Annotated in this window: 24 protein-coding genes, 1 tRNA gene and 1 other RNA gene; 8 read left to right on the plus strand and 18 right to left on the minus strand. The window is 69.9% G+C overall.

Annotated elements, in window-relative coordinates; all coding sequences use genetic code 11:
- Positions 1 to 44: 44 nt before the first annotated feature.
- From SGCZBJ_RS08410 to miaA, 14 genes are all read right to left on the minus strand, one after another.
- Positions 45 to 2,165, minus strand: a complete 2,121-nt coding sequence (locus tag SGCZBJ_RS08410) for a serine hydrolase domain-containing protein (protein WP_101717561.1) — start codon at positions 2,163 to 2,165, stop codon at positions 45 to 47.
- 106 nt (positions 2,166 to 2,271) lie between these two features.
- A complete protein-coding gene (locus SGCZBJ_RS08415; RefSeq protein WP_101717562.1) occupies positions 2,272 to 3,072 on the minus strand; it encodes a C13 family peptidase in 801 nt (266 codons plus the stop codon).
- Between the two features lie 7 nt (positions 3,073 to 3,079).
- Positions 3,080 to 3,550 (minus strand): PaaI family thioesterase, encoded by a 471-nt coding sequence (locus tag SGCZBJ_RS08420; RefSeq protein ID WP_101717563.1) that lies wholly within the window; start codon positions 3,548 to 3,550, stop codon positions 3,080 to 3,082.
- A gap of 3 nt (positions 3,551 to 3,553) precedes the next feature.
- Complete coding sequence (locus SGCZBJ_RS08425) at positions 3,554 to 4,033, minus strand: SspB family protein (protein WP_101717564.1); 480 nt, start codon at positions 4,031 to 4,033, stop codon at positions 3,554 to 3,556.
- A 198-nt stretch (positions 4,034 to 4,231) separates the two neighbouring features.
- Positions 4,232 to 4,597, minus strand: a transfer-messenger RNA (tmRNA) gene (ssrA, locus tag SGCZBJ_RS08430).
- A 5-nt stretch (positions 4,598 to 4,602) separates the two neighbouring features.
- Complete coding sequence (locus SGCZBJ_RS08435; protein WP_101717676.1) at positions 4,603 to 4,827, minus strand: Atu4866 domain-containing protein; 225 nt, start codon at positions 4,825 to 4,827, stop codon at positions 4,603 to 4,605.
- A complete protein-coding gene (locus SGCZBJ_RS26360) occupies positions 4,827 to 4,961 on the minus strand; it encodes a hypothetical protein (protein WP_276308941.1) in 135 nt (44 codons plus the stop codon). Before SGCZBJ_RS26360 ends, SGCZBJ_RS08435 begins: the two co-directional genes overlap by 1 nt.
- 139 nt (positions 4,962 to 5,100) lie before the next feature.
- Positions 5,101 to 5,988 carry a hypothetical protein gene (locus tag SGCZBJ_RS08440; protein ID WP_101717565.1) on the minus strand — a complete coding sequence of 296 codons (888 nt, stop codon included), beginning with the start codon at positions 5,986 to 5,988 and terminating at the stop codon, positions 5,101 to 5,103.
- Between the two features lie 5 nt (positions 5,989 to 5,993).
- Positions 5,994 to 6,551, minus strand: coding sequence for an acetolactate synthase small subunit (gene ilvN / locus SGCZBJ_RS08445; protein ID WP_101717566.1), 558 nt, complete (start codon positions 6,549 to 6,551; stop codon positions 5,994 to 5,996).
- The gene (locus SGCZBJ_RS08450) at positions 6,548 to 7,555 is read right to left on the minus strand and encodes a hypothetical protein (protein WP_101717567.1); all 1,008 of its coding nucleotides are present in this window, start codon (positions 7,553 to 7,555) and stop codon (positions 6,548 to 6,550) included. Before SGCZBJ_RS08450 ends, ilvN begins: the two co-directional genes overlap by 4 nt.
- 50 nt (positions 7,556 to 7,605) lie before the next feature.
- On the minus strand, positions 7,606 to 9,411 hold the full coding sequence (locus SGCZBJ_RS08455) for an acetolactate synthase 3 large subunit (RefSeq protein WP_101717568.1): 1,806 nt from the start codon (positions 9,409 to 9,411) through the stop codon (positions 7,606 to 7,608).
- A 109-nt stretch (positions 9,412 to 9,520) separates the two neighbouring features.
- Positions 9,521 to 9,568 carry a hypothetical protein gene (locus SGCZBJ_RS26490; RefSeq protein WP_370444040.1) on the minus strand — a complete coding sequence of 16 codons (48 nt, stop codon included), beginning with the start codon at positions 9,566 to 9,568 and terminating at the stop codon, positions 9,521 to 9,523.
- A 118-nt stretch (positions 9,569 to 9,686) separates the two neighbouring features.
- Positions 9,687 to 10,169, minus strand: a complete 483-nt coding sequence (locus SGCZBJ_RS08460) for a CinA family protein (protein WP_101717569.1) — start codon at positions 10,167 to 10,169, stop codon at positions 9,687 to 9,689.
- A 58-nt stretch (positions 10,170 to 10,227) separates the two neighbouring features.
- Positions 10,228 to 11,085: a tRNA (adenosine(37)-N6)-dimethylallyltransferase MiaA gene (miaA, locus tag SGCZBJ_RS08465; protein ID WP_420808153.1), complete on the minus strand. Its 858-nt coding sequence runs from the start codon at positions 11,083 to 11,085 to the stop codon at positions 10,228 to 10,230.
- A 76-nt stretch (positions 11,086 to 11,161) separates the two neighbouring features.
- Between miaA and SGCZBJ_RS08470 the strand changes: the two genes are divergently transcribed.
- From SGCZBJ_RS08470 to SGCZBJ_RS08480, 3 genes are read left to right on the plus strand one after another with little or no spacing between them, the layout of a single operon-like run.
- Positions 11,162 to 11,614, plus strand: coding sequence for a hypothetical protein (locus SGCZBJ_RS08470; protein WP_101717570.1), 453 nt, complete (start codon positions 11,162 to 11,164; stop codon positions 11,612 to 11,614).
- Between the two features lie 42 nt (positions 11,615 to 11,656).
- A complete protein-coding gene (gene serB, locus SGCZBJ_RS08475) occupies positions 11,657 to 12,505 on the plus strand; it encodes a phosphoserine phosphatase SerB (RefSeq protein WP_240621453.1) in 849 nt (282 codons plus the stop codon).
- Positions 12,502 to 13,167: an HAD family hydrolase gene (locus SGCZBJ_RS08480; RefSeq protein WP_101717572.1), complete on the plus strand. Its 666-nt coding sequence runs from the start codon at positions 12,502 to 12,504 to the stop codon at positions 13,165 to 13,167. The genes serB and SGCZBJ_RS08480 overlap by 4 nt, the downstream gene beginning before the upstream one ends.
- 145 nt (positions 13,168 to 13,312) lie before the next feature.
- On the opposite strand, the gene hflC is transcribed toward SGCZBJ_RS08480, so the two are convergent.
- Both hflC and hflK read right to left on the minus strand, forming a co-directional pair.
- A complete protein-coding gene (hflC, locus tag SGCZBJ_RS08485; RefSeq protein WP_101717573.1) occupies positions 13,313 to 14,164 on the minus strand; it encodes a protease modulator HflC in 852 nt (283 codons plus the stop codon).
- Positions 14,161 to 15,276, minus strand: coding sequence for an FtsH protease activity modulator HflK (gene hflK, locus SGCZBJ_RS08490; protein WP_101717574.1), 1,116 nt, complete (start codon positions 15,274 to 15,276; stop codon positions 14,161 to 14,163). Before hflK ends, hflC begins: the two co-directional genes overlap by 4 nt.
- 105 nt (positions 15,277 to 15,381) lie before the next feature.
- Here hflK and SGCZBJ_RS08495 point away from each other — a divergent pair, with 105 nt between their 5' ends.
- Entirely contained in the window at positions 15,382 to 16,494 is a 1,113-nt protein-coding gene (locus SGCZBJ_RS08495) for an Mrp/NBP35 family ATP-binding protein (protein ID WP_101717575.1), read from the plus strand.
- A gap of 149 nt (positions 16,495 to 16,643) precedes the next feature.
- On the opposite strand, the gene SGCZBJ_RS08500 is transcribed toward SGCZBJ_RS08495, so the two are convergent.
- Together SGCZBJ_RS08500 and SGCZBJ_RS08505 are read right to left on the minus strand one after the other, a co-directional pair.
- Complete coding sequence (locus SGCZBJ_RS08500; protein ID WP_240621454.1) at positions 16,644 to 17,492, minus strand: hypothetical protein; 849 nt, start codon at positions 17,490 to 17,492, stop codon at positions 16,644 to 16,646.
- Positions 17,493 to 17,687: 195 nt separating this feature from the next.
- A tRNA-Lys gene (locus SGCZBJ_RS08505) sits at positions 17,688 to 17,762 on the minus strand.
- 227 nt (positions 17,763 to 17,989) lie between these two features.
- Here SGCZBJ_RS08505 and SGCZBJ_RS08510 point away from each other — a divergent pair.
- From SGCZBJ_RS08510 to SGCZBJ_RS08525, 4 genes are all read left to right on the plus strand, one after another.
- Complete coding sequence (locus SGCZBJ_RS08510) at positions 17,990 to 19,240, plus strand: rhamnogalacturonan acetylesterase (RefSeq protein ID WP_101717576.1); 1,251 nt, start codon at positions 17,990 to 17,992, stop codon at positions 19,238 to 19,240.
- Between the two features lie 19 nt (positions 19,241 to 19,259).
- Positions 19,260 to 20,237: an alpha/beta hydrolase gene (locus SGCZBJ_RS08515; RefSeq protein WP_101717577.1), complete on the plus strand. Its 978-nt coding sequence runs from the start codon at positions 19,260 to 19,262 to the stop codon at positions 20,235 to 20,237.
- Positions 20,234 to 21,679 (plus strand): rhamnogalacturonidase, encoded by a 1,446-nt coding sequence (locus SGCZBJ_RS08520; RefSeq protein WP_101717578.1) that lies wholly within the window; start codon positions 20,234 to 20,236, stop codon positions 21,677 to 21,679. Before SGCZBJ_RS08515 ends, SGCZBJ_RS08520 begins: the two co-directional genes overlap by 4 nt.
- A 159-nt stretch (positions 21,680 to 21,838) precedes the next feature.
- Positions 21,839 to 23,626 carry a PAS domain-containing hybrid sensor histidine kinase/response regulator gene (locus SGCZBJ_RS08525; protein ID WP_205685345.1) on the plus strand — a complete coding sequence of 596 codons (1,788 nt, stop codon included), beginning with the start codon at positions 21,839 to 21,841 and terminating at the stop codon, positions 23,624 to 23,626.
- Positions 23,627 to 23,695 lie beyond the last annotated feature (69 nt).

Here is a 23,695-nt window from a genome sequence, read left to right on the forward strand (position 1 = left end):
CCCATCGTCGCCACGACGGGGGAGACTGCACGCGGCGTGCCGGATCAGGTGTTCCAGAACTCGAGGAAGCCCCAGGCGGCCAGCACTACCGAGAAGCCGATGAAGATCAGCGCCGTGACCGTGAAGCATAGCTTGCGCAGGTCGTTCCAGCTGTCGACGCGTCGGCCGCCGCGCCAGACGACTGGCACCATGGCCAGGGTCAGCAGGGTCAGCAGGGTGGCGATGAAGGCGCAGGCCGAAGCCGTCAGTAGCCAGCCGCTGGGCCAGCCGAAGACCACGGCGGCGACGTCGCCCGAACCCAGCGCAAAGGCGCCCACGCAGGCGATCGCCGTCAGCCACAGCACCGCCTGGGTGGTCTGCAGAAGGCTGGCGCGGGCCTGGCTGGTGGTCTGGCGGGTGTCGCGGCGGCTGCGTACGAACACGCCGGCCAGGGTGGCGATCGAGGCCAGGGCGGCCAGCAGGGTCATGCCGGCCAGCACGCCCTGCTTGAACAGAGAGCCGACCCGCTCGTAGGCGGCGACGCCTGACGGGGCGAAGAACCGCGCGGCCGCACCGTCCTGACGCTGGAAGACCAGCATGTCGGCGCCGTCGGCGGCCTTGAAGACGTCCTCACGGTCGGTGGGCAGCCACAGGCGGGTCTGGCCGTCGGTCGTGATGGCGAGGCCGCCCTGGTCGCTGACCCGGACCTTGGCCACGCCGATCAGGCGGTTCACGAAACCCTCCAGGCCGCCATAGGCGCGGCGGTCGGTCAGGTAGTCGCCCTCATAGACGGCGGCCGCCTGGGCCGAGAGCGGGGTGAACGCCGGCACGGCGCGGGCCGGAGCGTAGAAGCGTTCGACGATGGCCGCGGGCAGGGTGGCCGGCAGGCTTTGGCCGGTGTCGGTGTTGACCGAGACGAAGACGCCCAGGCCCAGGTCGGGCGCGATGACCATGTTGGAGTGGAACCACAGGGTGGCGCCGGCATGGCCGAAGCCGCGGCGATTGCCGGGCAGGGCGATGTCCTGGAAGCCGCTGTTCATGCCCGCTGCGCCGGCCGCGGGCCGATAGCTGGGCGTGCGGAAGGCCTGGGCGGCGCGCGCCGAGAACACGGTGCGGCCGTCGATCGTCCCGCCGTTCAGCAGCAGGGTCATGTAGCGGGCCATGTCGGCGGCGGTGCTCGAGGCCGAGCCGGCCGGGGCGATCTGGCCGATGAACTCGATCGGCTGGGCCTGCAGGCCCAGCGGCGTCCAGCGATAGCCTTGGGCCATGTCGGCGGCGAGGGCCGGGGCCATCGGCGCGGGCAGGTCGTCGCGCCAGGCGCGCGGCTCGCGGAAGGTTGTGCGGGTCAGGCCGGCGGGCACGATCACGCGCTCGGCGATCAGGTCCTCGAACGGCTTGGCGCCGGTGTTGGCCAGGGCCGCGCCGACCAGGGCGACGCCGTAGTTCGAATAGGCCGGCAGCACGCCGGGCTCGCGCACCCGGTTGGGCCGTTCCTGGCGCAGATAGACGTCCAGCGGCCGGATGCGGCGCTCGTCGCGCTCGAACAGCTGGCCCAGGGCGCGGTCCTCGAAGCCGGGCGTGTGGTTGTAGAGGTCGCGCACCCGCACCGGGTTCTTCTTGCCCTGGTCGCGGACCTGAAGCTTCTCGGGCAGGTAGACGTTGATCGGCGTGTCGGGGCGGATGCGGCCGGCGTCGATCTCGTTCTGCAGGGCGATCCAGGTGAAGGTCTTGGAGATCGAGCCGATACGGAACAGCGTGCGGTCCGGATCGACGCGGCGCCCATCGGCCAGGCCGGCGACGCCATAGCCCTTCTTCAGCACGACCTGGCCGTTCTGCACTACCGACACGGTGACGCCGGCGATGTGGTCCTGGTTCATCGAGCGGCGGACGAAACCGTCGACGAAGGCTTCCAGCTCAGGCGCGGGCAGGGGCGTGACGCCGGGGAGGGCGGGCGCGACGGGAGGCGTCGCGGCGGGCGCGGCGGCCGGTGCGGGCGGACGTGCTGCGCGAACGGCCGGCGCGGTCCTTGGCGTCGCCGTCGCCGGAGCGGGCGCCGAAGCGCGCGGCGCGGTCGATATGGGGGCTGTCGGCGCCGTGCCTTGGCTCGTGGCGCTGCTCGCGCCCCCCAGCCAGATCCCCACGACCGCCGCGCACCGCGCGACCTTGGACGACAAACGCAACGTCACGTATCCCACCTCGCCGATAGAGCCCCTCAAGGCCTTCTTAGGCCAATTCGCGCGGCGAGGGACACCGGCGCCGGGAAGAAAACTGCCCCTGCGTCAGTCGGGCTGTTCAGTTTCCAGCCGGCGGCGGTGAAGCAGCCGGCGGCGGCGCCGGCTTTCGCGCCTTGGCGAAGGCGTAGAGCGGCAGAAGGGGGCGCAGTTCGGGGCCGATCCACATCTGCGGCTCCGACGGCGGGGTCATGCCGGTGTCGACTTCCTTGCGGGCGACGCAGGCCTGCACCGCACGGCCCAGGGCCACAAAGTCACGGGCCTTGCCGATCTCGGCCAGGAAGCAATCGTCGAAGTAGGGATAGCGATCGCTCTCGCCGCAGCCGAACGAGGTGCGGTCCGGGCGCGCGGCGGTCAGGATCATGCGGTCGTCGCGCTCCAGCGCCGGCACGAACACGCCCGAGAAGCAGGCCGAGACCACCACGATCGAGGGGCGTCCCGGACAGGCGCCGTCGACGATCGCCGCCAGGCGCTGGGGACGCAGGACCTTGTCGCCCATGACCACGCCCTCGGGGGCGCCGTGCGAGGTGATGTAGACGAGGCAGCCGGCGGAGGAGGCCGCCGCGGCCGAGGTCAGGCCCGCCTGGATCGACTTGGGATCGGAGGCTGCCACGCCTTGCGACGGATAGCGCCTGGGGCGCGTCGAGAACTGGGCCGGGGCGGGGAAGCCCAGCGCGGTCAGGCTTTGGGAGACGTCGCGGCGGGCATTGTCGAAGGCTTCGGTCGAGCCGCCGGAATGGGCGCGGAAATCGCCGGCCACGACCACGGCGGCCCAGCGGTCGAAAGGGCCTTCGGCATGGGCGGGCGCGATGGCCAGCAGGGTCAGCAGCAGGCCGATCAGGAGGCTCGTGGTCCGGCCCATGGCGCGTCTATTTCTTGAACTTGGCGAAGGGCGTCGGCAGCGCCGTGCCCGTCGACGTGGCCAGCAGCCGGCCTTCCGCGTCGTAGAGTTCGCCTTCCATGAAACAGACCGTGCGTCCCCATTTCACCACTCGACCGACGCCGCGCAGCGGACCCGGCATGGCCGGCCGCAGGAAGCTGGTTTTCATCTCGAGGGTGGGGACCACATGGGTCATGCCCGAGGCGATCATGCCGGCCACCGACATGCATTCGTCCAGCATGGCGCAGACGAAGCCGCCCTGGACCTGGCCCATCGGGTTGGCCAGCAGGTCGGCGCGGGCGTCGAAGGCGATCTCGACGCGGCGCTCGGCCTGGCTGACGGCGGTCAGGCGAAAGCCCAGCGTGCGGGCGCTGGGCGGCGGGTTCTTGGAAGCGTGGAAGCGCGCGAGGATCGCCTCGTCGGTGAGGGTTTGGGTCTCCTCCGAGGCGATGTCGCTCAAGGCTTACTTCTTCCGGAACTGGTCGAGGGAGATGATCTTGGGGGCCTCGTCGCCATCGGCGGTGGGCGGGGTGGGCTCGGGCTCCGGCTCGACCGGCGCGGGCTCGATCTCGGGCGCTTCGAACTGAAGGGCGAACTGCACCGACGGATCGTAGAAGCGGGTCACGGCGGCGTACGGGATCGACAAGCGCTTGGGCTGGCCGCCGAATTTCAGCGTCACCGAGAAGAAGGTCTCGCCCGGCGCCAGGTCCCAGTACTGGTGCTGCAGGATGATCGTCATCTCGTCGGGATACTTGCCGAGCAGGTCCTGGGGCGCCGAGACGCCGGCGGCCTGGGTCTTGAAGGTGATGTAGAGATGGTGCGGCTCGGGCAGGCCGCCGGGCGCGGCGGCCTTCTTCAGCGCAGCCTTCACGACGCCGCGCAGGGCGTCCTGGGCCATGGCCTCGTACTGCATCAGGTCTTCTGTCGGAGGAGTGCGGGCCATGGGTCTTCGATTAAGCAAAAACGACAAATCCAGCGGCCAGCGTAACCTGTCGCGGGCTTGCGGCAAAGGCGCCCGTATACGGTAGCGGCGTACAAATTTTTGGGGGTGGCCGATGGCGTCGAAAAGCGGCGGATTCCGTCGCCAAGCTCGCTGATAGCGTCCTGGAAGGGACGGTGAGAGCTATCTGCTTTTCTGGAAAGTGGAGGGATTCTGTTGCCAGGCTCCCTCCGGGCCCCGCCTAGGGATCTGAACCCCTAGGACTTAAGAGGCGAATTCACCTGCACCGCATTACGCAGCGACGGCGAACTCTTCAGCGAAGTTATCGTTCGCATTTAGTTTAAAGGCCCGAAACGGTGGGCCAAGCCGAGAGAAAGCAAACACCTTTACACGTCTGTCGATGCTGATCGGCCCCATGCAGTCCCGTGATAACTCGGGAGAGATTTGGTGGAGCCGCCGGGAATCGCACCCGGGTCCAGTCCGCTTATTACGTGCGCGTTTATCCCCATAGTTCGGCCGAAGCCGGACGAACTGAATATAGGCCCTCGGGGCCGCGGATGGAAGGGGCGCGGCTAAACCGTCCCCAGGCTGAGGCGGCCATCGGAAAGGCGGCCGGTGACCACGGCGCCGTGGTCCTCGAACAGTTTCAGGGTTTCGCCGACCAGGACGTAGGCGCCGGTGAAGACGCTGTCGGGACTGGCGTGGACCTCGACGAAACGGCCGTCGGGGCGCAGTTCCAGGCTGAAGCGGCCATCGGGCGAGGACCAGACGCCGGAGACGGGGAGGTGGTCGATCATCATGGCAGGATCCTCCAGGTGGAAGCGGACGAGAGCAGGGCGGGCAGGGCGGCCATCGCGCAGGCGCCGGCCCAGAGGGCGACGGCGAACCAGCGCGGCGCCGCCGTCGCGCGACGGGGCATGTGGCGGGTCATGGCCAGGCTTTGATTTGGGGTTTGGTTTGGGGGAACGCCGCAGGGGAGCTACGGCGGAACAGGGCCAATATGACCCGGCCAGCTGTCCAGCCGGTAGAGCGATGCTCCGGGTTGATTGCACGATCCTGCGGATCTGCGGTCAGCGGGGCTCGGACGTGTCGGCAGCTGGCGTCGGCGGTTCGGCGGGCTCGGGCTGGTCCTCGGCGACGGGCACGGCCGGCGGCTGCGGGCGGCTGGAGGTTCCGGCCTTAAGCTGGCCGCCCTGGGCCTTGAGGTCGGCATAGGCCGTGGCCTGGCGCGAGAAGTCGCCGCCGCGCGGCAGCACCGCGTCGAACAGCGGATCGCGGCCTGCCGCCGCACCGACGACGGCTGAGAGGACGCCGGCGATCGAGCCGACCTCGGCGTCGTCGCAGGCGCGGCGCAGGTGGCGGGCCTGGCCGGGAATCAGCAGGGTCACGTCCCACGAAACACCGTCGACGCAGACGCCTTCGACCGCGCCGCCGCCGTAGTCGACGATCACGCTGCGCGGCTGGCCCCAGGCCGGATCGCCGGCCAGGGCCTTGAGCGCCGCGATGCGGTCGTCAGGTAGCTCGGCGTCGATGTCGACGCGCCGGCCGATCTCGGGCGTGCAGCAGCCGAGGCCCGCGCGGGCCTGGACGAAGGCGCGGCCGTCGCGGCGCACCGTGACGCGCACTACGGCCTGGCGCACGCCGCGCGCCGGGCGGGCCCAGGCCTCGAGCACGAGCTCGCCGCCGCGCACCAGCTGGGTCTGCAACGGCTGCAGGCCCCACAGGCGATAGAGCAGCGGATCGACGCCGTTGTCGATCGGGACCGGCTGTTCCCTGCGCCCCAGCCGGCGGCCGGCCAGCGGATCGATTTCGGACGAGGGGCGAGGGATCTCGTTCGACCACCACACCGCCGGATCCGGCGGCGGCGCGGGGGCGGCCGGAACCAGGGGCGCGACCGGCTGGGCCTGGGCCGCGAGCGCTAGGGCTCCCGCGATGACGGCCGGTCCGATAGCGCCCATGCCGATTACATTCCTTCGAAGCCCCGTTCGATGGAAAGGACGCCGGTGCGGGAAAGTTCCACCAGGCCCAGCGGACGCATCAGGTCGAGGAACTTGTCGATCTTCGACGGCGCGCCCGAGATCTCGAACACGAAGCTTTCCAGCGTGGTGTCCACCGGCTTGGCGCGGAAGATATCGGCGATGCGCAGGGCTTCGACGCGTTCGGGGCCCGAGCCGCGGACCTTGACCAGGGCCAGTTCGCGCTCGACGCCGTTGGGGTCGCGGGTCACGTCGTGCACGCGGCGGACGTTGACCACCTTGTTCAGCTGGGCCTCGATCTGGTCGAGCACCTGACGCGTGCCGCGGGTGACCACGGTGATGCGGCTGGTGTGGGCCTTGCGGTCGGTCTCGGCCACCGTGAGGCTCTCGATGTTGTAGCCGCGCGCGGCGAACAGGCCGACCACGCGGTGCAGCACGCCCGGCTCGTTGTCGACCAGCAGGGCGAAGGTCGCGGTCTGCTCGGCCTGCTCGTTGGGGCTGAGGTCGTAGGCCGAGGCGGGGGCGGGTTGGACGTTTGCGGTCATGGCGTTTCCGTCGGTGTTCTGGGTTTCAGCCCCAGGATTCGAGCCTGGGGATCATAAAGCACGGCGAAGGCCTGGAAGGGCAGGGAGCCGGCGGAGATTCTGTTGCGTGGCCGGCCCTTGCCGGCCCTGATGGTTACTCGCGAGGCTTGATCCTGGTCGGTGACGAAGGGCATGGCGACCGCCGCGCCTGGACGCCCCATGGTCAGTCGCGCCTTCGTGCCGCCCGGCCAGGCGACGGGCCTGGCCTCGCCGCCGAGGGCCACCTCGACCACCGGCGCGCCGCTGTCCAGCAGCATCGGGCCGCACAGCGAGGTCTCGCCGCCGGCCTTGATCACGCAGCCGGGCACGGCGTCATGGAAGCCGCCGCGGAGATTGGCTAAGGCGGGATCGAGCGGCAGGGCGGTGAAGCCGGTGGTCTCGTCCGGGGTCGGGTTGAGGATAAGGCGTCCCGGCTGGTCGGATCCGGCCTTGGGCAGTTCGATGATCCACGAGCGAGCTATCGCCTTCAGCGGATTGGCCGCATCGGCGTCGCCCATATTGGTCCCCAGGATGGCGACGAAGCCGTTCTCGCCGCGCCCGCAGATCCGGTACTTGTCGGCCGCGACCTCGCTGACCGGACAGTCGGGACGCTCGTCGGCGCAGGCGGCCTTGTCGATCCGTTGGAAGACGAAGTCGTCGGGCGTGCGCGCGGCGCCCAGGGCGATCGCGGCCTTGACCGGCGGGCCAGAGAAGCGTGCGCCGGAGGTGTAGCCGTAGTTCTGTTCGGGTCCCGCCGCGGGCAGGGCCTTGGCCGATGGATCGGCGGCCAGGACACGCAGGCCCGTCGAGCCGGTGTCGAGCATGGCCCGGATCGGCGCGCCGTCGGCGATCGACAGCTCGACCCAATAGCGCGGCGCGCCATTGGCGAGCACGCTCTGCTGGATCGGAACCTCGACGCGCGGCTGGGCGATGGCCGCCGAGGCGACCATCAGGGGCAGGGCGGCGATGAGAAGCGTGGCGCGCATGGACGACTCCGGACGAGTCTGAAGAGCAGGCCTTGGATGGCGCCTGGCGTCTAGACCAGACCCGCGCCCTCTTCGCCGATGACGCTGCCGATATCCTCGACCTCGCCCATGATCATCTCGTTGTGGGCCTTGCCCGAAGGGATCATCGGCAGGCAATTCTCGTGCTTCTCGACGCGGCAGTCGAAGATCACCGGCTTGTCGCTGTTGATCATTTCCAGGATCTTGGCGTCCAGCTCGGCCGGGTCCGAGCAGCGGATGCCGACCGCGCCATAGGCCTCGGCCAGCTTCACGAAGTCGGGCAGGCTGTCGGAATAGGAGTGGCTGTAGCGCTCGCCGTGCAGCAGCTGCTGCCACTGGCGGACCATGCCCATCCATTCGTTGTTCAGGATGAAGATCTTGACCGGCAGGTCGAACTGGATCGCCGTCGACAGTTCCTGGATGCACATCTGGATCGAGGCTTCGCCGGCGATATCGACGACCAGGCTCTTGGGGTGGGCCAGTTGCACGCCCAGGGCGGCGGGCAGGCCGTAGCCCATGGTGCCCAAGCCGCCGGAGGTCATCCAGCGGTTCGGCTCCTCGAAGCGGAAGAACTGCGCGGCCCACATCTGGTGCTGGCCGACTTCGGTCGTGATGTAGACGTCCTTGTCCTTGGACAGCTCGTACAGGCGCTGGATGGCGTACTGCGGCTTGATGACCGTGTCCGAGCGCTTGTAGGCGAGGCACTGGCGGGCGCGCCACGCGTCGATCTGGGTCCACCAGTCGGTCAGGGCGGCCTTGTTGGGCTGGTGGCCGGCGGCCTTCCAGGCCTCGATCAGGTCTTCCAGGATGCTGCCGGCGTCGCCGACGATCGGCAGGTCGACGCGGACGTTCTTGTTGATCGACGAGGCGTCGATGTCGATGTGGATCTTCTTGCTGCCCGGCGAGAAGGCGTCGAGACGGCCGGTCACGCGGTCGTCGAAGCGGGCGCCGACGCAGATCATCACGTCGCAGTCGTGCATGGCGTTGTTGGCTTCGAAGGTGCCGTGCATGCCCAGCATGCCCAGCCACGCCGGATCGGCGGCCGGGAAGGCGCCCAGGCCCATCAGGGTCGAGGTGACCGGCGCGCCGGTCAGGGCGGCGAACTCGCGCAGGGCCTCGCTGGCCTTGGGGCCGGCGTTGATGACGCCGCCGCCGGTGTAGAAGATCGGACGGCGAGCGCCGGCGATCATCCTGGCGGCTTCGGCGATGCGGCCGGCGTCGCCCTTGATGCGCGGCGAATAGGCGTGGCTCGAGGCGACCTCGGTCGGGCCGTAGTATTCGCCCTTGGCGAACTGGACGTCCTTGGGGATGTCGATCAGCACCGGGCCCGGGCGGCCGGTGGTGGCGATCTTGAAGGCCTCGTGGATGATCTGGGGCAGGTCGCGGACGTCTTTGACCAGGTAGTTGTGCTTGGTGCACGAGCGGGTCATGCCGACGGTGTCGGCTTCCTGGAAGGCGTCGGTGCCGATCAGGTGAGTGGGGACCTGGCCGGTGATGACGACCATCGGGATCGAGTCCATCAGGGCGTCCATGATGCCGGTGATGGCGTTGGTCGCGCCCGGACCCGAGGTGACCAGGACGACGCCCGGCTTGCCCGAGCTGCGGGCGTAGCCCTCGGCGGCGTGGGTCGCGCCCTGCTCGTGGCGGACCAGGATGTGCTGCAGGCGCGGCTCGTGGAACAGCGCGTCGTAGATCGGCAGGACCGCGCCGCCCGGATAGCCGAACAGAACCTCGACGCCTTGATCGACGAGGCCGCGGACCACGATCTCGGCGCCGGTCATGGCGCGGTTCGCGGAGTCTGCGGGAGCGTTGCTCTCGATGGTCTGGTGGGCGGTCATGGCGGAAGTCCCGGATGGACGTGAAACTGGGCTTTGGAGGCGGCGGAAAAGAAAAAAGGCCCCGAAGGACCTTTGTGCGCGCGACCGATCTATCAACGTGACTTCGAGGTCACGCCGTGAACGGCCGCTCCATAAGTACGATCATGGTGGTGCGCACGAGTGTTGCTCCAAATGGATGATCGGGGAATGCCATGCTCGCGGAGGGGCGTCAAGGCGCGGTTTGACGCAAGAAACGACCCGTGGCGTAGCGGCCACGGGCGCCCGTACGCCAGTTTTCAGCCCAAGGTTTCCAACAGCAAGGCAAGAGCTTGCTCGGCGAAGCGTCGCATGTTGGTCTCGCGGTCCCCGATACCGGTCTCGATGGTAAGACTGACCTCGCGCGCCGTGCTTACCGCGGCCACGCAGCAATGGCCGACAGCGTCGCCATATCGATTGCCTTCGGGACCGGCCGCACCGGTTTCCGACAAGCCCCAGGTCGCCTTCAGGTTCTTGCCGGCCACGCGGGCCAGCAACAGCGCATAGGGCTCGCTGGCGGAGCGAAGCCCGTCCATCGCCTTTTGCGGGATGTCCAGCAGGGTGAGCCGCGCCCGAGCGGTGTAGACGACCGCGCCGCCGACATAGAACTTCGATGCGCCCGGCACGGCCAACAGGGCCGACGAGATCAGGCCGCCGGCCGAGCATTCGGCGACGGCGACGGTTTCTCCCCGCTCGATCAGGCGTTGGCCGACGGCGGCGGCGAGACGGGCGAGTTCGGTCATGTGGAGGCTCTGGCTGGAAGGCGGGAAACGGTTGTCGCGGCGGGGGTCTTGCGAGGCTTCAACGGGGAGCGGCCCTGGTCCAGTCCGCCGTCTGGTTCCGGAACCAGGTGAGCTGGCGCTTGGCGTAGCGCCGGGTTTCCTGGCGGGCGGCGTCGAGGGCCTGGTCCAGGCTGGTTTCGCCGCGCAGGTGGGCGGCCAGTTCGCGATAGCCGACGGCCTTGAGGGCGGGCAGGGCGGGGTCCAGGCCTCGCGCCTCCATCGCCGCAACCTCTTCCAGTGCGCCGGTCTCGATCATGACGCTCAAGCGCGCATCGCAGCGGGCGTAGAGTTCGGTGCGGGGCGGATCCAGGACCACGCCGCTCCATTCGCCGGGCTGCAAGGCGGGGCGGGTGTCAGCTTGCCAATCGGAGAGCGCGCGGCCCGTGGCCACGGCGACGGCATGGGCGCGGACCAGGCGCTGGCGGTCGCCGCTCTCGATCCTGGCCTCGGCGGCGGGATCGAGGGGACGCAGCAGGTCGCGGAAGGCCGCTTCGCCCTGGGCCGCGTAGAGCAGGCCGGAGATCTCGCGCTGGCTCTCGGGCACCGGCGGCACGTCGGCCAGGCCATGGGTGAGGGCGCGGAAATAGAGGCCGGTGCCGCCGACCACGATGGCGGGACGGCCGCGGGCGGAGATGTCGTGCAGGATCCTGACGGCGGCCGCCTGCCAGCGGCCCACCGACCAGCCCTCGCCCGCGTCGGCGACGCCGAACAGGTGGTGCGGGGCGCGGGCTTCTTCCTCGAGCGAAGGCGCGGCCGTCAGCACCCGCAGGCCGGCGTAGATCTGCATCGAGTCGGCGTTGACGATCTCGGCGCCCGTGCGCTCGGCCAGGTCCAGGGCGTAGGCCGACTTGCCGCTGGCGGTGGGTCCGGCGATCATCCAGACGCGCGAGTCGGGGGCAAAGGGCGTTTCGAAGGTTGCGTGGGGGGCGTCACGGTCCATGAAGCGTACATACATGATCGCGACCGCGATGGTCGCCTTCCTGACGGCCGGATCCGTCCAGGCCGCCACCACCGAGACCGCCAAGGCCAAGTCTCCGCCCGCCGCCGCCCAGGCGACCCCCGCGCCGGCCGAGCTGACCTCGCGGGAGAAGGCCGGCTGCGGCGCGGTGCTGGTGATCCTGGGCAAGGTGGCGACCAGCTATCCGCAGCTGTTCGCCCAGAAGGGCCAGGATGGGCGCGGCGCCCAGTTCATGCTCGAGGCCTTCGGCGCCAAGGGGCGCATGATGATGGACGAGGCCTTCGAGGACGGCGCCGAGCAAGGGGTCAAGCCGACCAAGGTCTATGAAGACGGCCTGGGTTTCCTGTTCGAAAGCGTCAAGCCCGAGCCGGGCGAGAGCAACGAGGCCGCCGGCAAGCGGGCCGCCATGGCGCTGTTGCAGCGTTGCACGGGCATCAGCACGAACTAATCCGGGTTGACGGCGGGGGGCGACTGGCTTAGCCGCCCCGCCATGCACGTCCTGACCCTCGTCGGCCCGGAGGCCGAAACTCTCGCCGCCGCTCTCGCGCTTGGCCAGATCTTTCCGCTCGGCCCGAACGCTGTGGACGTGACCTTCGAGGGCGACGCCGCTCTGGTCCGCGACCAGGTCCTCGCCGCCATCGGCGACAAGCCCGTCGACTTCGCCATCCAGCCCGTCGAAAACCGTCGGAAGCGCCTGCTGATCGCCGACATGGACTCGACGATCATCAACGTCGAATGCCTGGACGAGTTGGCCGACTTCGCCGGCGTGAAGGCGCAGGTCTCCGAGATCACCGAGCGCGCCATGCGCGGCGAGCTCGCCTTCGAGGGCGCCCTGCGCGAGCGGGTCGGCATGCTGAAGGGTCTTTCGACCTCGGCGCTGCAGACCTGCTTCGACGAGCGCGTGCGGCTCAACCCCGGCGCCGAGACGCTGGTGCGGACCATGGCCGCCCATGGTGCCCGCTGCGCCCTGGTCTCTGGCGGCTTCACCTTCTTCACCAGCCGGGTGGCGCAGGCCGCCGGCTTCCACCTGAACCGCGCCAACACCCTGATCGAGCAGGGCGACGCCCTGACCGGCGAGGTCGGCGATCCGATCCTCGGCAAGGAGGCCAAGCTGGCCGCCCTGAACGAGGAGACCGCCGCCCTGGGCCTCACGCCTGCCGACGCCCTGGCCGTGGGCGACGGCGCCAACGACCTGGCGATGATCGAGGCCGCCGGCCTGGGCGTCGCCTACCGCGCCAAGCCGATCGTCGCGGCCCAGGCCCATGCGAAGGTCGACCATGCCGACCTGACCGCGCTGCTGTACTTCCAGGGCTATCGCGCCGAGGAGTTCGCGCAGTGAGCTTCCCCCGCCGTGTCGAGGCGGTGGTCTTCGACATGGACGGCCTGCTGCTCGACACCGAGACCGTCTATCGCGCCGCGATGATCGACGCCGGCCAGGCTTTCGGGGTTCCGGTCACGGCGGCGACCTACGCCTCGATGGTCGGCAAGACCAATCCCGAATGCGCGGTGATGCTGCGCGACCTCTATGGCGAGACCTTTCCCGTAAAGCCGTTCTTCGAGCGGCTTTGGGCCGACGTCGAGCTGCTGCTCGAGGCCGAGATCCGGCTGAAGGACGGGGTGCAGGAGATCCTCGATCACCTGGACCACCTGGGCCTGCCCCGCGCCATCGCCACCTCGAACGGCCTGCCGGCGGTGGAGCGCTATCTGGGCCGCTTCGATCTGCTTCCCCGGTTCCATGCGGTGGTCGCCCACCACGACGTGATCCGCCACAAGCCGCATCCGGATCCCTACCTGCTGGCCGCCCAGCGGCTGGGCGTCGATCCGCTGGCCTGCCTGGCGCTGGAAGATTCCCATCCGGGCGTCCGCGCGGCGCACGGGGCGGGGATGATGACCATCATGGTGCCCGACATCCTCGATCCCACCGAGGAGATGCACGAGAAGTGCGTCCACATCGCCGACAGCCTGCACGTGGTGCTGGATCTGCTGAAGCGGGCGGGGTGAACAAGACACTCTCCCTGAAGGGGGAGCTGTCGCGGAGCGACTGAGGGGGAAGAGGCAACTGCGCTTACGGGTGACCGACCTCGTCAGACACTTCCCCCTCCGGCCCTTCGGGCCACCTCCCCCTTCACGCGGAGGGTCTTTGACCTCAGCCCCCCGGGCCTTTCTGGAAGTATTTGAAGTAGTCGCTGTCGGGCGACAGGACGAAGGTGGTGTCGCCCTTGCCCAGCGACTGCTCGTAGGCCTGCATCGAGCGGTAGAAGGCGGCGAAGGACGGGTCGCGGCCGAAGCTGGAGGCGAACAGCTGGGCGCGCTGGGCGTCGGCCTCGCCTCGGATCTTTTCGGCTTCCTCGTAGGCGGTGGCGACGATCTCGCGGCGCTGCTGCTCGCCGATGGCGCGCAGCTCGGCGGCCTCCTGCTTGCGGGCCGTCTGCATCCGTTCGTAGACGGCCTGCTGGTTGGGCTCGGGCAGGTCGGCGCGCTTGATGCGCACGTCGATGATCTGGATGCCGAGGTTCGAGGCCTTGACCTGGCGGGCCACCTCGTCGCGGATCGCGGCCATGATCTGCGCGCGCTTGCCGGCGATCACATCGCCGGAGTCGGCGCGGCCGATCTGCTCGCGCAGGGCGGCGTTGACGATGCGGTCCAGGCGGTCGCGGGCCACGGTCTCGCTGCCCAGCGCCCGGAAGAACTGGCGGGTGTCGGAGATCCGGTAGCGGACGAAGGCGTCGACCACCAGCTTCTGCTGGTCGGCGGCGGTCACTTCCTCCTGGTTGGCCGACAGGTCGATGTTGCGCTTGTCGAAGCGCAGCACGTTGTCGATCGGCGACTTCAGGTGCAGGCCGGGCGAGGTGACCACGGCGACGGGATCGCCGAAGCGCACCACCAGGGCCTGTTGGCGCTGGTCGACCTTGTAGACCGTGGTGCTGACCAGGATCAGCGCGCCGACCGCGGCGACGCCGGCGGCGATCAGGGGCGTGTTGCTGGCGGGGCGGCTCATCGGGCGACTCCGTCGCTGGCGGCAGGGGCGGAGGCGGCCGGCGCGACGGGCCTGGCGCGGAAGGTGTCCGACGGCAGGATCACCGGGGCGTTGGCGCCCTTGTTGTCGACGATGACCTTGTTGGAGTTGGCCAGCACGCGCTGCATGGTCTCGATATAGAGGCGCTCGCGCGTCACGGCCGGGGCCAGCTTGTACTGGTCGTAGACCTGGTTGAAGCGGGCCGCGTCGCCCGAGGCCTCGCGCACCACCTGCTCGCGATAGCCCTTGGCCTGCTGGATCACCTGGGCGGCCTCGCCGCGGGCGACGTTGGCGGCCGACTGGGCGTTCTGGGCCGCGCGCTGCACGTCGCGGAAGGCGTCGACGACCGGCTCGGGGGCGTTGGCCACCTGGATGCGGACGCCCTCGATATGGACGCCGATGTCGTAGCGATCGAGCACCCGCTGCATCAGGATGCGGGTCTGGGCCTCGACCTCGCCACGGCCGTTGGTGAGGATCGGGGTGAGGGCGGTCTTGCCGACCACCTCGCGCATGGCGCTTTCGGCCACGTCCTTGAGCACGACGTTCGGCTCGCGGACGTTGAACACGTACTTGCCGGCGTCAGACACGCGCCACTGCACCGTGAACGACAGGTCGACGATGTTCTCGTCGCCGGTCAGCATCAGGCGCTCGGCCGGGACCTCGGCGCCGGGCACGCCGCCGATGTCGAGGGTCTGGATCGAGGTGACGGGCACGCGCTGCACGGCCTCGAACGGCCAGGGCAGGTGATAGCGCAGGCCAGGATTGCTGGTGCGGCTATAGGCGCCGAAGGTGGTGACCACGCCCTGCTGGTTAGGCTGGACGACATAGGTCCCCGTCAGCAGCCACAGGCCGACCACGGCGCCGGCGCCCAGCATGATCGCCTTGCCGCGGCCGGGGCCGCCGAAGGTGGCGCGCAGGCGCTCGGTGACGCGCTCGAGCAGCTCGCTGACGTCGATCGGAGGCGGCGGAACGCCAGGCGGGCCGGATGCGGGGCGGCGGCCGGGGTCGGACTTGTTCCGCCCACCGTCGTTCTTGTCGTCGCCCGGCGGGGGAGAGCCCCAGGGGCCGGGTCCGGCGTTGTCGTTCCAGGGCATGGGCGGCGCTATCTTCCCGTCGCTCGTTCTTGCGGATGGCGGGGTTGTAAAAGCCCCCCCGTACGCGGATATGAGGACCCCCGCACGACAAGGCAAGATAAAGACGTGACCGCGACCCCTTCCGCCACTCCTGAAGACGCCCGCGAGGCCCTGGATCGCATCGAGGATCCGGCCACCGGTCTTGGCCTGGTCAAGGCCGGCCTGGTGCAGGGCCTGGTGGTGCGCGAAGGCAAGGCGGGCTTCGTCCTGGAGGTTCCGGCCGCGCGGGTCGGCGGCTATGGCCCGGTGCGCGAGGCGGCCGAAAAGGCCCTGGCGGCGCTGCCCGGGATCACCCGCGCCCAGGTGGTGCTGACCGCCCAGGCTCCGGCCGAGACCACGCGGGTTCGCAAGGGCGCCCGCGTGGCCGATGACCCACAGGCCCAGGTCGGTCCGCCGCCGGCCTCGGAAAAGCCCGCTCACGTGCGCCACGTCATCGCCGTGGCCTCTGGCAAGGGCGGGGTGGGCAAGTCGACGGTCTCGACCAACCTGGCCTGCGCCCTGGCGGGGCTGGGCCTGAAGGTGGGTCTGCTGGACGCCGACATCTACGGCCCCTCGGCCCCGCGGATGATGGGCGTCGAGGGCGAGCCGACCTTCGAGGACAAGAAGCTGCTGCCCATGCAGGCGCATGGCGTGAAGCTGATGTCGATCGGCTTCATGGTCGATGAGGGCAGGGCGATGATCTGGCGCGGCCCGATGGCCTCGTCGGCGGTGCGCCAGCTGATCCACGACGTGGCCTGGGGCAGCGAAGCCGAGCCGCTGGATGTGCTGGTCGTCGACCTGCCGCCGGGCACCGGCGACATCCACCTGACCCTGGTGCAGAAGCTGCGCATCGACGGGGTGGTGCTGGTCACCACGCCGCAGGAGATCGCCCTGATCGACGCGCGTCGGGCGGCGGCGATGTTCGCCAAGACCGCGACGCCGATCCTGGGTCTCGTCGAGAACATGGCCTTCTTCGCCGACCCGGCGACCGGCGCGCCGATCCCGATCTTCGGCTCGGGAGGCGGCGTGGCCGAGGCCCAGGCGCTGGGTACGCCGGTGCTGGCTCAGGTGCCGATCGAGATGAGCGTCCGCGAAGCGGGCGACGCCGGGCGGCCGGTGGTGCTGGCCGCGCCGGACAGCGCGGCGGCCAAGGCGTTCGTCGAGGCGGCCAGCGCGGTGTGGAAGAGCATTTCGCATTAGAACCAAAGACGCTCCCCCTGAAGGGGGAGCTGTCGCGGAGCGACTGAGAGGGAAGTTGCTGCTGACTCCGCAACCGCTTCGACCTCATCAGGAACTCCCCCCTCCGGCCCTCTGGGCCACCTCCCCTTCAGGGGGAGGATCTTGGCGCGTCAGTCGCTCGTCGGGCCTTGCGGCGTCGCCGGCTGGGCCGGTTGCGGGGCGGCGGGTACAGGGGTGATGGGGTAGGCGGGCTTGCGCTTGCCCTTGGCGGCTTCGGGCGGGGCTTCCGCGGCCGGCGGGGCGTGGACGTCGGGGATCGGCTCGACGGTGGGGCCGACCACCGAGGGCTTGGGCTTGGGCGGCGGAGGCGGCGGCGCATCCTTGCCGCCCATGAACGGGAAGCGGCGCTTCTTGTTCTCCGGCTCGGGCTGGGCCTCGCCGCGGTGCTGGGGCGTGGCCGGCGGCATGCAGCCGCGCGCCTCGCCCAGGCCCTTGAGATAGGCGCGGCGAACGGCGCCGGCGGCCATGGCCGATTGCACGAGGCGGTCGTGCTTCTCGGCGCCCGACAGCTTGCGCACCCAGCCGCGCATAGGGATCAGGTCCTGCGCGGCGCTGGCCATGGCGCCCAGGGCCGCGTCGCCGGCGGCCTTGCGACCGCGGTCCATCAGGTCCTCGTCCTCGCCCGGCGGGATCTGGTCGAGGTCGATCCCCAGCGCCGCATCGAGCGGCTTCACCAGGGCCGTCAGCTGGCCGCAGCTGGAGGGTTGGGGCCGGGCGTAGGGGTCCTGCATGGCTTCCAGCAGCACGGGCGGGATCTTGGTGCGCATCAGGTTGACGTCGCGCAGCGGGGCGGTGACCGCGCCGCCGAGGCCGTCCTTGTTGGCCTCGGAGGTGGTCTGGATCTTGTCGGGGTTCTCGACCTCGGCCGGAGATGCAGCGGCCTGGGGAGCGGGCTCGCGCGTGGTGGCGCAGGCGGCCAGCAGGGGCAGCGCGGCGGCGAGGAGGAGCAGACTTCGCATGACTTGACCCTAACGCGCGAGAAGCCGTGTCGTCATCCGCCGTGTCGCGTGCGAATCGAACAGCCCCCCGAAGAGGTCGCGGAGGTTGCGGGCCGACTACGGCCTAGATTGGGCGGGCGGGTGAACCAGGCGACGCCGGCCCCCGCTGGATATCCAGGTCGGGGCTGATTTCGTTCAGGTTTTCGGAGAAGAGTTTGGTGGGCCGGCTGGGATTCGAACCCAGGACCATTCGATTAAAAGTCGAATGCTCTACCACTGAGCTACCGGCCCGCTGTCGACACGGAAGGCCGTGAGAAGCGGCGCGGACCATAGTCGGGCGTCGGCTGCGTCGCAAGCCGGGTTTCGACCGTGGCTGTGGATGGGATTGCAATTAAATCCCACATCATGAGCAAGTGTGGCGATATGTGAAATATCTTGCGTCCGTGCCCGTTCTTCGGGATGGTCCGGCGCAGAATGACGGCCGCGGGTCGCGGTACGAAGGGGGAGGCGAATCCGGGATGCAGCTTGCGCGACGCAGTGTTCTGGCCGGCTTGCTGCTGGCCCCCGCGACCGCCGCCACGGCGCTGGAGGCGCAGATGACGGCCCGCAGGTTCGACTTCACCGCCAAGCCGCGCGAGGGCTTCACGCCCGTCGCCGCCGATCGCCTGTATGACGCCGCCAGCGGCTATGGCTTCGAGCCAGGCGAGGGGCGGTCGTTTTCCGTCGCCGTGCCCGAGGGCGACTGGCGTGTGACGCTCGAGGTCGAAGGTGGCGCCGACCTGACCGTCAAGGCCGAGTCCCGCCGGCTGATGGCCGAGCAGATCCGCACCAAGGCCAAGGAGCGCCGCGAGGTGACGTTCGTGGTCAACACCCGCGACGCCTCGCTGCCGCCGCCGCCCAAGAACGCTCCGGGCGGGACCGGCGTGATCCTCAATCCGCGCGAGAAGGGCACGCCCAACTGGGATGACAGGCTGACCGTCGAGTTCTGCGGTCCCGCGCCGAAGGTGGCGCGCATGACGGTCGAGGCCGCCAGCGTGCCGCGCGTCTTCCTGCTGGGCGACTCCACGGTCACCGACCAACCGTTCGAGCCGGCCGCCGGCTGGGGCCAGATGCTGCCCAGGTTCTTCGCCCCGACGGTGTCGGTGGCCAGCCACGCCGAGTCCGGCGAGACCATGAAGTCGTTCCTGATGGAGCACCGGCTGGACAAGGTGCTGAGCCAGACGCGGGCCGGCGACTTCGCGCTGATCCAGTTCGGCCACAACGACCAGAAGGAAAACTGGCCCCAGACCTATGTGGCCGCCGACAGCACCTATCGCGACTACCTGAGGGCCTATGTCGGCGAGTTCCGGCGGCGCAAGGCCACGCCGGTGCTGGCGACCTCGATGCATCGCCGTCGGTTCGACGGCGAGGGCAGGATCATCAACACCCACGGCGATTATCCGGCCGCGGTGCTGGCGGTGGGGGCTGAGCTGGGTGTGCCGGTCATCGACCTGGCGGCCATGAGCAAGGTGTTCTACGAGGCCCTGGGCCCGGCGCAGTCTCCGAAGGCCTTCGCCGACGGCGGCAAGGACATCACCCACCACGACAACTACGGCGCCTACGAGCTGGCGCGCTGCATCGTGGAGGGGATCAAGGCCGGCGTGCCCGAGCTGGCGCGCCATCTTGCCGCCGACGTCGGGTCGTTCGATCCGGCCAGACCTACGCCGCCCGACAGCTTCGTCATGGCTCCCAGCGCGGCCCGCAGCAATGCGGCCCTGCGCGGCAACTGACTTCTCGCGAGGTTTTCCGATGATCGACCGTCGCTCCCTGCTGGCCCTGGCCGGCGCGACCGCCGCCAGCCCCGCTCTGGCGCAGACCACGCCCCAGACCTCGGCCCCGGCCCCCAAGCCGACGCTGGAGATCCAGCCGATCTGGCCGGGCAAGGCCCCGGGCGGCGAGAAGGTCACCGTCAAGGAACAGGTGATCCTGCGCACCCCGGGCGGCGATCCCAACGACACGGCCTTCCTCAACATCACCGACCCGGTGCTGATGATGCGCCGGCCGGCAAAGCCCAACGGCGCGGCGATCCTGATGATCCCCGGCGGCGGCTACAAGCGCGTGGCGGTCAGCAAGGCGGGCGGGGCCATCGACAGGTGGATCGCCGACCAGGGCGTGACCGCCTTCGTCATGACCTACCGCCTGCCGGCCGACGGCTGGGCGGCGGGACCGGACGTGGCCTTGCAGGACGCCCAGCGGGCCATCCGCATCATCCGCTCGCGGGCCGCCGAGCTGGGCCTGGATCCGGCGCGCGTCGGCGTGATGGGCTTCTCGGCCGGCGGACACCTCGCGGGCCGTCTGTCGACCCAGTTCAAGCGCGAGACCTACGCGCCGATCGACGCCATCGACCAGCTTTCGACCCGGCCGTCGGTAGCGGGGCTGTTTTATCCGGTGGTGACCATGCAGGCGCCGTTCGCGCATGGCGCCTCGATGAAGGAACTGCTGGCGGGCGACGCCTCCGAAGCGCGCCGCAAGGCCGCCTCGCTGGAGCTGGACGTGCCGGCCGACACGCCGCCGACCTTCATCGCCACCGCCGCCGACGACAAGGTGGTGCCGGCCGACAACAGCTTGCTTCTCTACTCGGCCCTGCGCGCGGCCGGCGTGCCCAGCGAGCTGCACATGTTCGAGAAGGGCGGCCACGGCTTCGGCGTAACCGGTCCGCAGGGCATGGACATGGGCTGGCCGCAGCTTTTGCCGCCGTTCCTGCGCCGCCACGGCCTCTACACGTGATCTTCGACGTCACGGGGTTCGGCGCCAGGGGCGACGGCGAGGCGCTGGATAGCGACGCGATCAACGCGGCCATCCAGGCCGCCCGTGCGGCCGGCGGCGGGACCGTGCGGCTGCCGGCGGGACGGTATCTCTGCTTCTCCATCCGACTGGCCAGCGGCGTGACGCTGAAGCTGGAAGACGGCTGCGTGCTGCTCGCCGCCGATCCGGCCCGGCACGGCGGCGCCTACGATCCGCCGGAGGACAACCCGCACGACCTCTACCAGGACTTCGGTCACAGCCACTGGCGCAACAGCCTGATCTGGGGCGCGGACCTGGAGGACGTGGCCATCGAGGGCCCCGGCCGCATCGACGGCGAAGGCCTGACCCGCGAGGGGCCGGGCTCGCGCTGGCGCAAGCAGGCGGGCGAGTTTCCGCTGAGCATGGTGGGCCTTTCCGCCGAGGCGATGGCCGAGCTCGTGCCCGAGCGGGCGGCGATGATCGGTCAGGGCAACAAGGCGATCGGGCTGAAGCGCTGCCGCAAGGTTCGACTGTCGGGCTTCACGCTGGTCAGGGGCGGGCACTTCGCGGTGCTGGCCACCGGCTGCGAGGACCTGGTGATCGAGAACCTGCTGGTCGACACCAACCGCGACGGGCTGGACATCGACGGCTGCACGCGCGTGCGGATCAGCGGCTGCCGGGTCAACACGCCCAACGACGACGCCATCGTGCTGAAGGCCTCTATGGCCCTGGGCGAGGCGCTGCCGACGCAGGACGTCGAGATCGTCGGCTGCCACGTCTCGGGCTTCGATCCGGGCACGGTGCTGGACGGGAGCCTGGGCCGCGAGCAGCGGCTGTCGCCCGACCAGGACCGGGTGACCGGCCGCATCAAGATCGGCACCGAGAGCAACGGCGACTTCCGCCGGATCCGCATCGCCGACTGCGTGCTGGAGCGCTCGCGGGGCCTCGCCCTGGAGACCGTCGACGGCGGGACCATCGAGGACGTCGAGATCAGGAACGTGCGGCTGGTCGAGATGACCAGTTCGCCGCTGTTCCTGCGCCTGGGCGCGCGGCTGCGCGGGCCCGAGGGCGCGCGGCCGGGCGCGCTGCGCCGGGTGAGCGTGAGCAACCTGGACGGCGAGGGCGCCTTCGCCGACCTGCCGGTGATCCTGGCGGGCCTGCCCGATCATCCGATCGAGGACGTGCGGCTGGAGAACCTGGCCCTGTCGTTCCTGGGCGGGGCGGAAGAGGCGGGCGTCGAGCCGCCGGAGCTGGAAGACGCCTATCCCGAGCCGCGGATGTTCGGCGATCCCCCGGCCTGGGGCCTGTGGGCGCGGCACGTGCGGGGGCTGGAGGTGACGGGGCTGTCGCTGGACGGCAACGCCGACGCCCGCTCGCCCGTGCGGGTCGACGGCCGGCCGGTCGCGCCCGAAGCGCTGGCTTCGCGTCCGCACGGTGCGGCTTAGCGTCGCGAGGCGCGATTAAACCGCGCGCGACGCGTCGATTTTAGCACCTTCGCCTCATAGATGAGCGACAAGGGGCGGGATCGAGCCGTTTCGATCCGGCGTGACGTCGACCCTGGGGCCATGTTTCTAGCCACGTTCCTGAGAACCGTTGCGACTGTCGTGCTGGCCGCGCTGATGGCCGTGACGACGGACTACTGCGTCAACATCCTGATCCTGAAGCGGGCCGAGGTCTTCACCCCGTGGATGACGATGGTCATCGTCGTCATCGTGGGCGGGCCGCTGTTCTATGTCCTGCATAGCCAACGGCTGAAGCTGAAGGCCGCAAAGCTCGATCTCTCGCAGAGCCTGAAGGTCCAGCGCCAGACGGCCGAGGAGGCCGAACGCCGGCGTCGCGAGGCCGAGCAGACCCTGTCGCGCCTGCGAGAGCACGAGTCGCTGTACCGCATCCTGGCCAACAACCTGACCGACGCCCTGTTGATGTGGTGGCCGGACGGCCGGCGCCGCTACAATTCGCCCGCCATCGAGCGGCTGACGGGCTACACCCCCGCCGAGTTCCTGGTCGCGCCCAACCTGCAAGGCGTCAGCGAGGAGGACGGCGCCAAGGCGCTGGCGGCCATCCGCTCGCTGCAGACCCCCAGCGACAGCAGCACGCTGGAGTACCGGTTCCGCCGCAAGGACGGCCAGATGATCTGGATCGAGAGCACCTATTCGCTGGTGCCCAAGGACGAGGGCGGCGGCTTCATCGCCACCAGCCGCGAGATCACCGAGCGCAAGCGCCTGGCCGAGGAACTGGCCCGGGCGGCGCAGGAGGCCCAGGCGGCCGCCGCGGCCAAGGCCGACTTCCTGGCCAACATGACCCACGAACTGCGCACGCCGCTGACGGCGATCATCGGCTTCTCGGGCCTGCTTCGGCAGTCGTCGGCCCTGGACGAGACCGACGCGCGGCAGGTGCGGCTGATCCACGAGGCCAGCAACACGCTGCTGGGCGTCATCAACGACGTGCTGGACTTCTCGCGCCTGGAGGCGGGGCTGGAGCTGGACGCCGAGCCGTTCAAGCCCTGCGACATCGCCCGTTCGGCCGCGGCCCTGATCGAGAGCCAGGCCCAGGTCAAGGGCCTGCCGGTGCTGATCGAGTTCGGTTCGGGCCTCACGCCGCTGCTGGGCGACGCAGCAAGGCTCAGCCAGGTGATGCTGAATTTCCTGTCGAACGCGGTGAAGTTCACCAGCGAGGGACAGATCGTCATCAGCGTCGAGCAGACCGCGACGGCCGTGGGCCAGCGCTTGAGGATGGCGGTGCGCGACAGCGGCATCGGCCTGCCTGACGACATGCACGAGGCGGTGTTCGAGCGCTTCATCCAGGCCGACGCCGGGGTCGCCCGTCGGTTCGGCGGTACGGGCCTGGGGCTGGCGATCTGCAAGCGGATCATCGAGGCCATGGGCGGGCGCATCGGCGTCGAGAGCGCCCAGGGCCGTGGCTCGACCTTCTGGTTCGAGGTCGAGTTGCCGGTCACCGAGAGCGTGGCCAACGACCTGCCCGCCGCGCCCCAGCCGGCGCCGCTGGAGCGGCCGGTGCGGCTGCTGCTGGTCGAGGACAACGCCGCCAACCGCGAACTGATCGGGGCGCTGCTGGCGCCGTTCGAGGTCGAGGTCGACATGGCCGTGGACGGCGTGGCGGCGGTCGACGCCTTCAAGTCCGGCAAGGCCTACGACCTCGTTCTGATGGACGTGCAGATGCCGGTGATGGACGGCCTGACCGCCACCCGCCGCATCCGCGCCCTGGAGCCTATGGGGATCCGCACCCCGATCGTGGCCATGACCGCCAACGTCCTGCCCGAACAGGTGGCCACCTGCATGGCCGCCGGCATGGACGACCACCTGGGCAAGCCGATCAATCCGGGCCGGCTGCTGGAGATGGTGGCGCGGTGGGGGCAGGCGGAGGCGGCCTGAACGTTCGGGAACCTCCCCCTGTGGGGGAGGTGATCGCGAAGCGATCGGTGGGGGAAGCGACCTTCGAAA

Source organism: Caulobacter zeae (genome assembly GCF_002858925.1).
Lineage (GTDB): Bacteria > Pseudomonadota > Alphaproteobacteria > Caulobacterales > Caulobacteraceae > Caulobacter > Caulobacter zeae.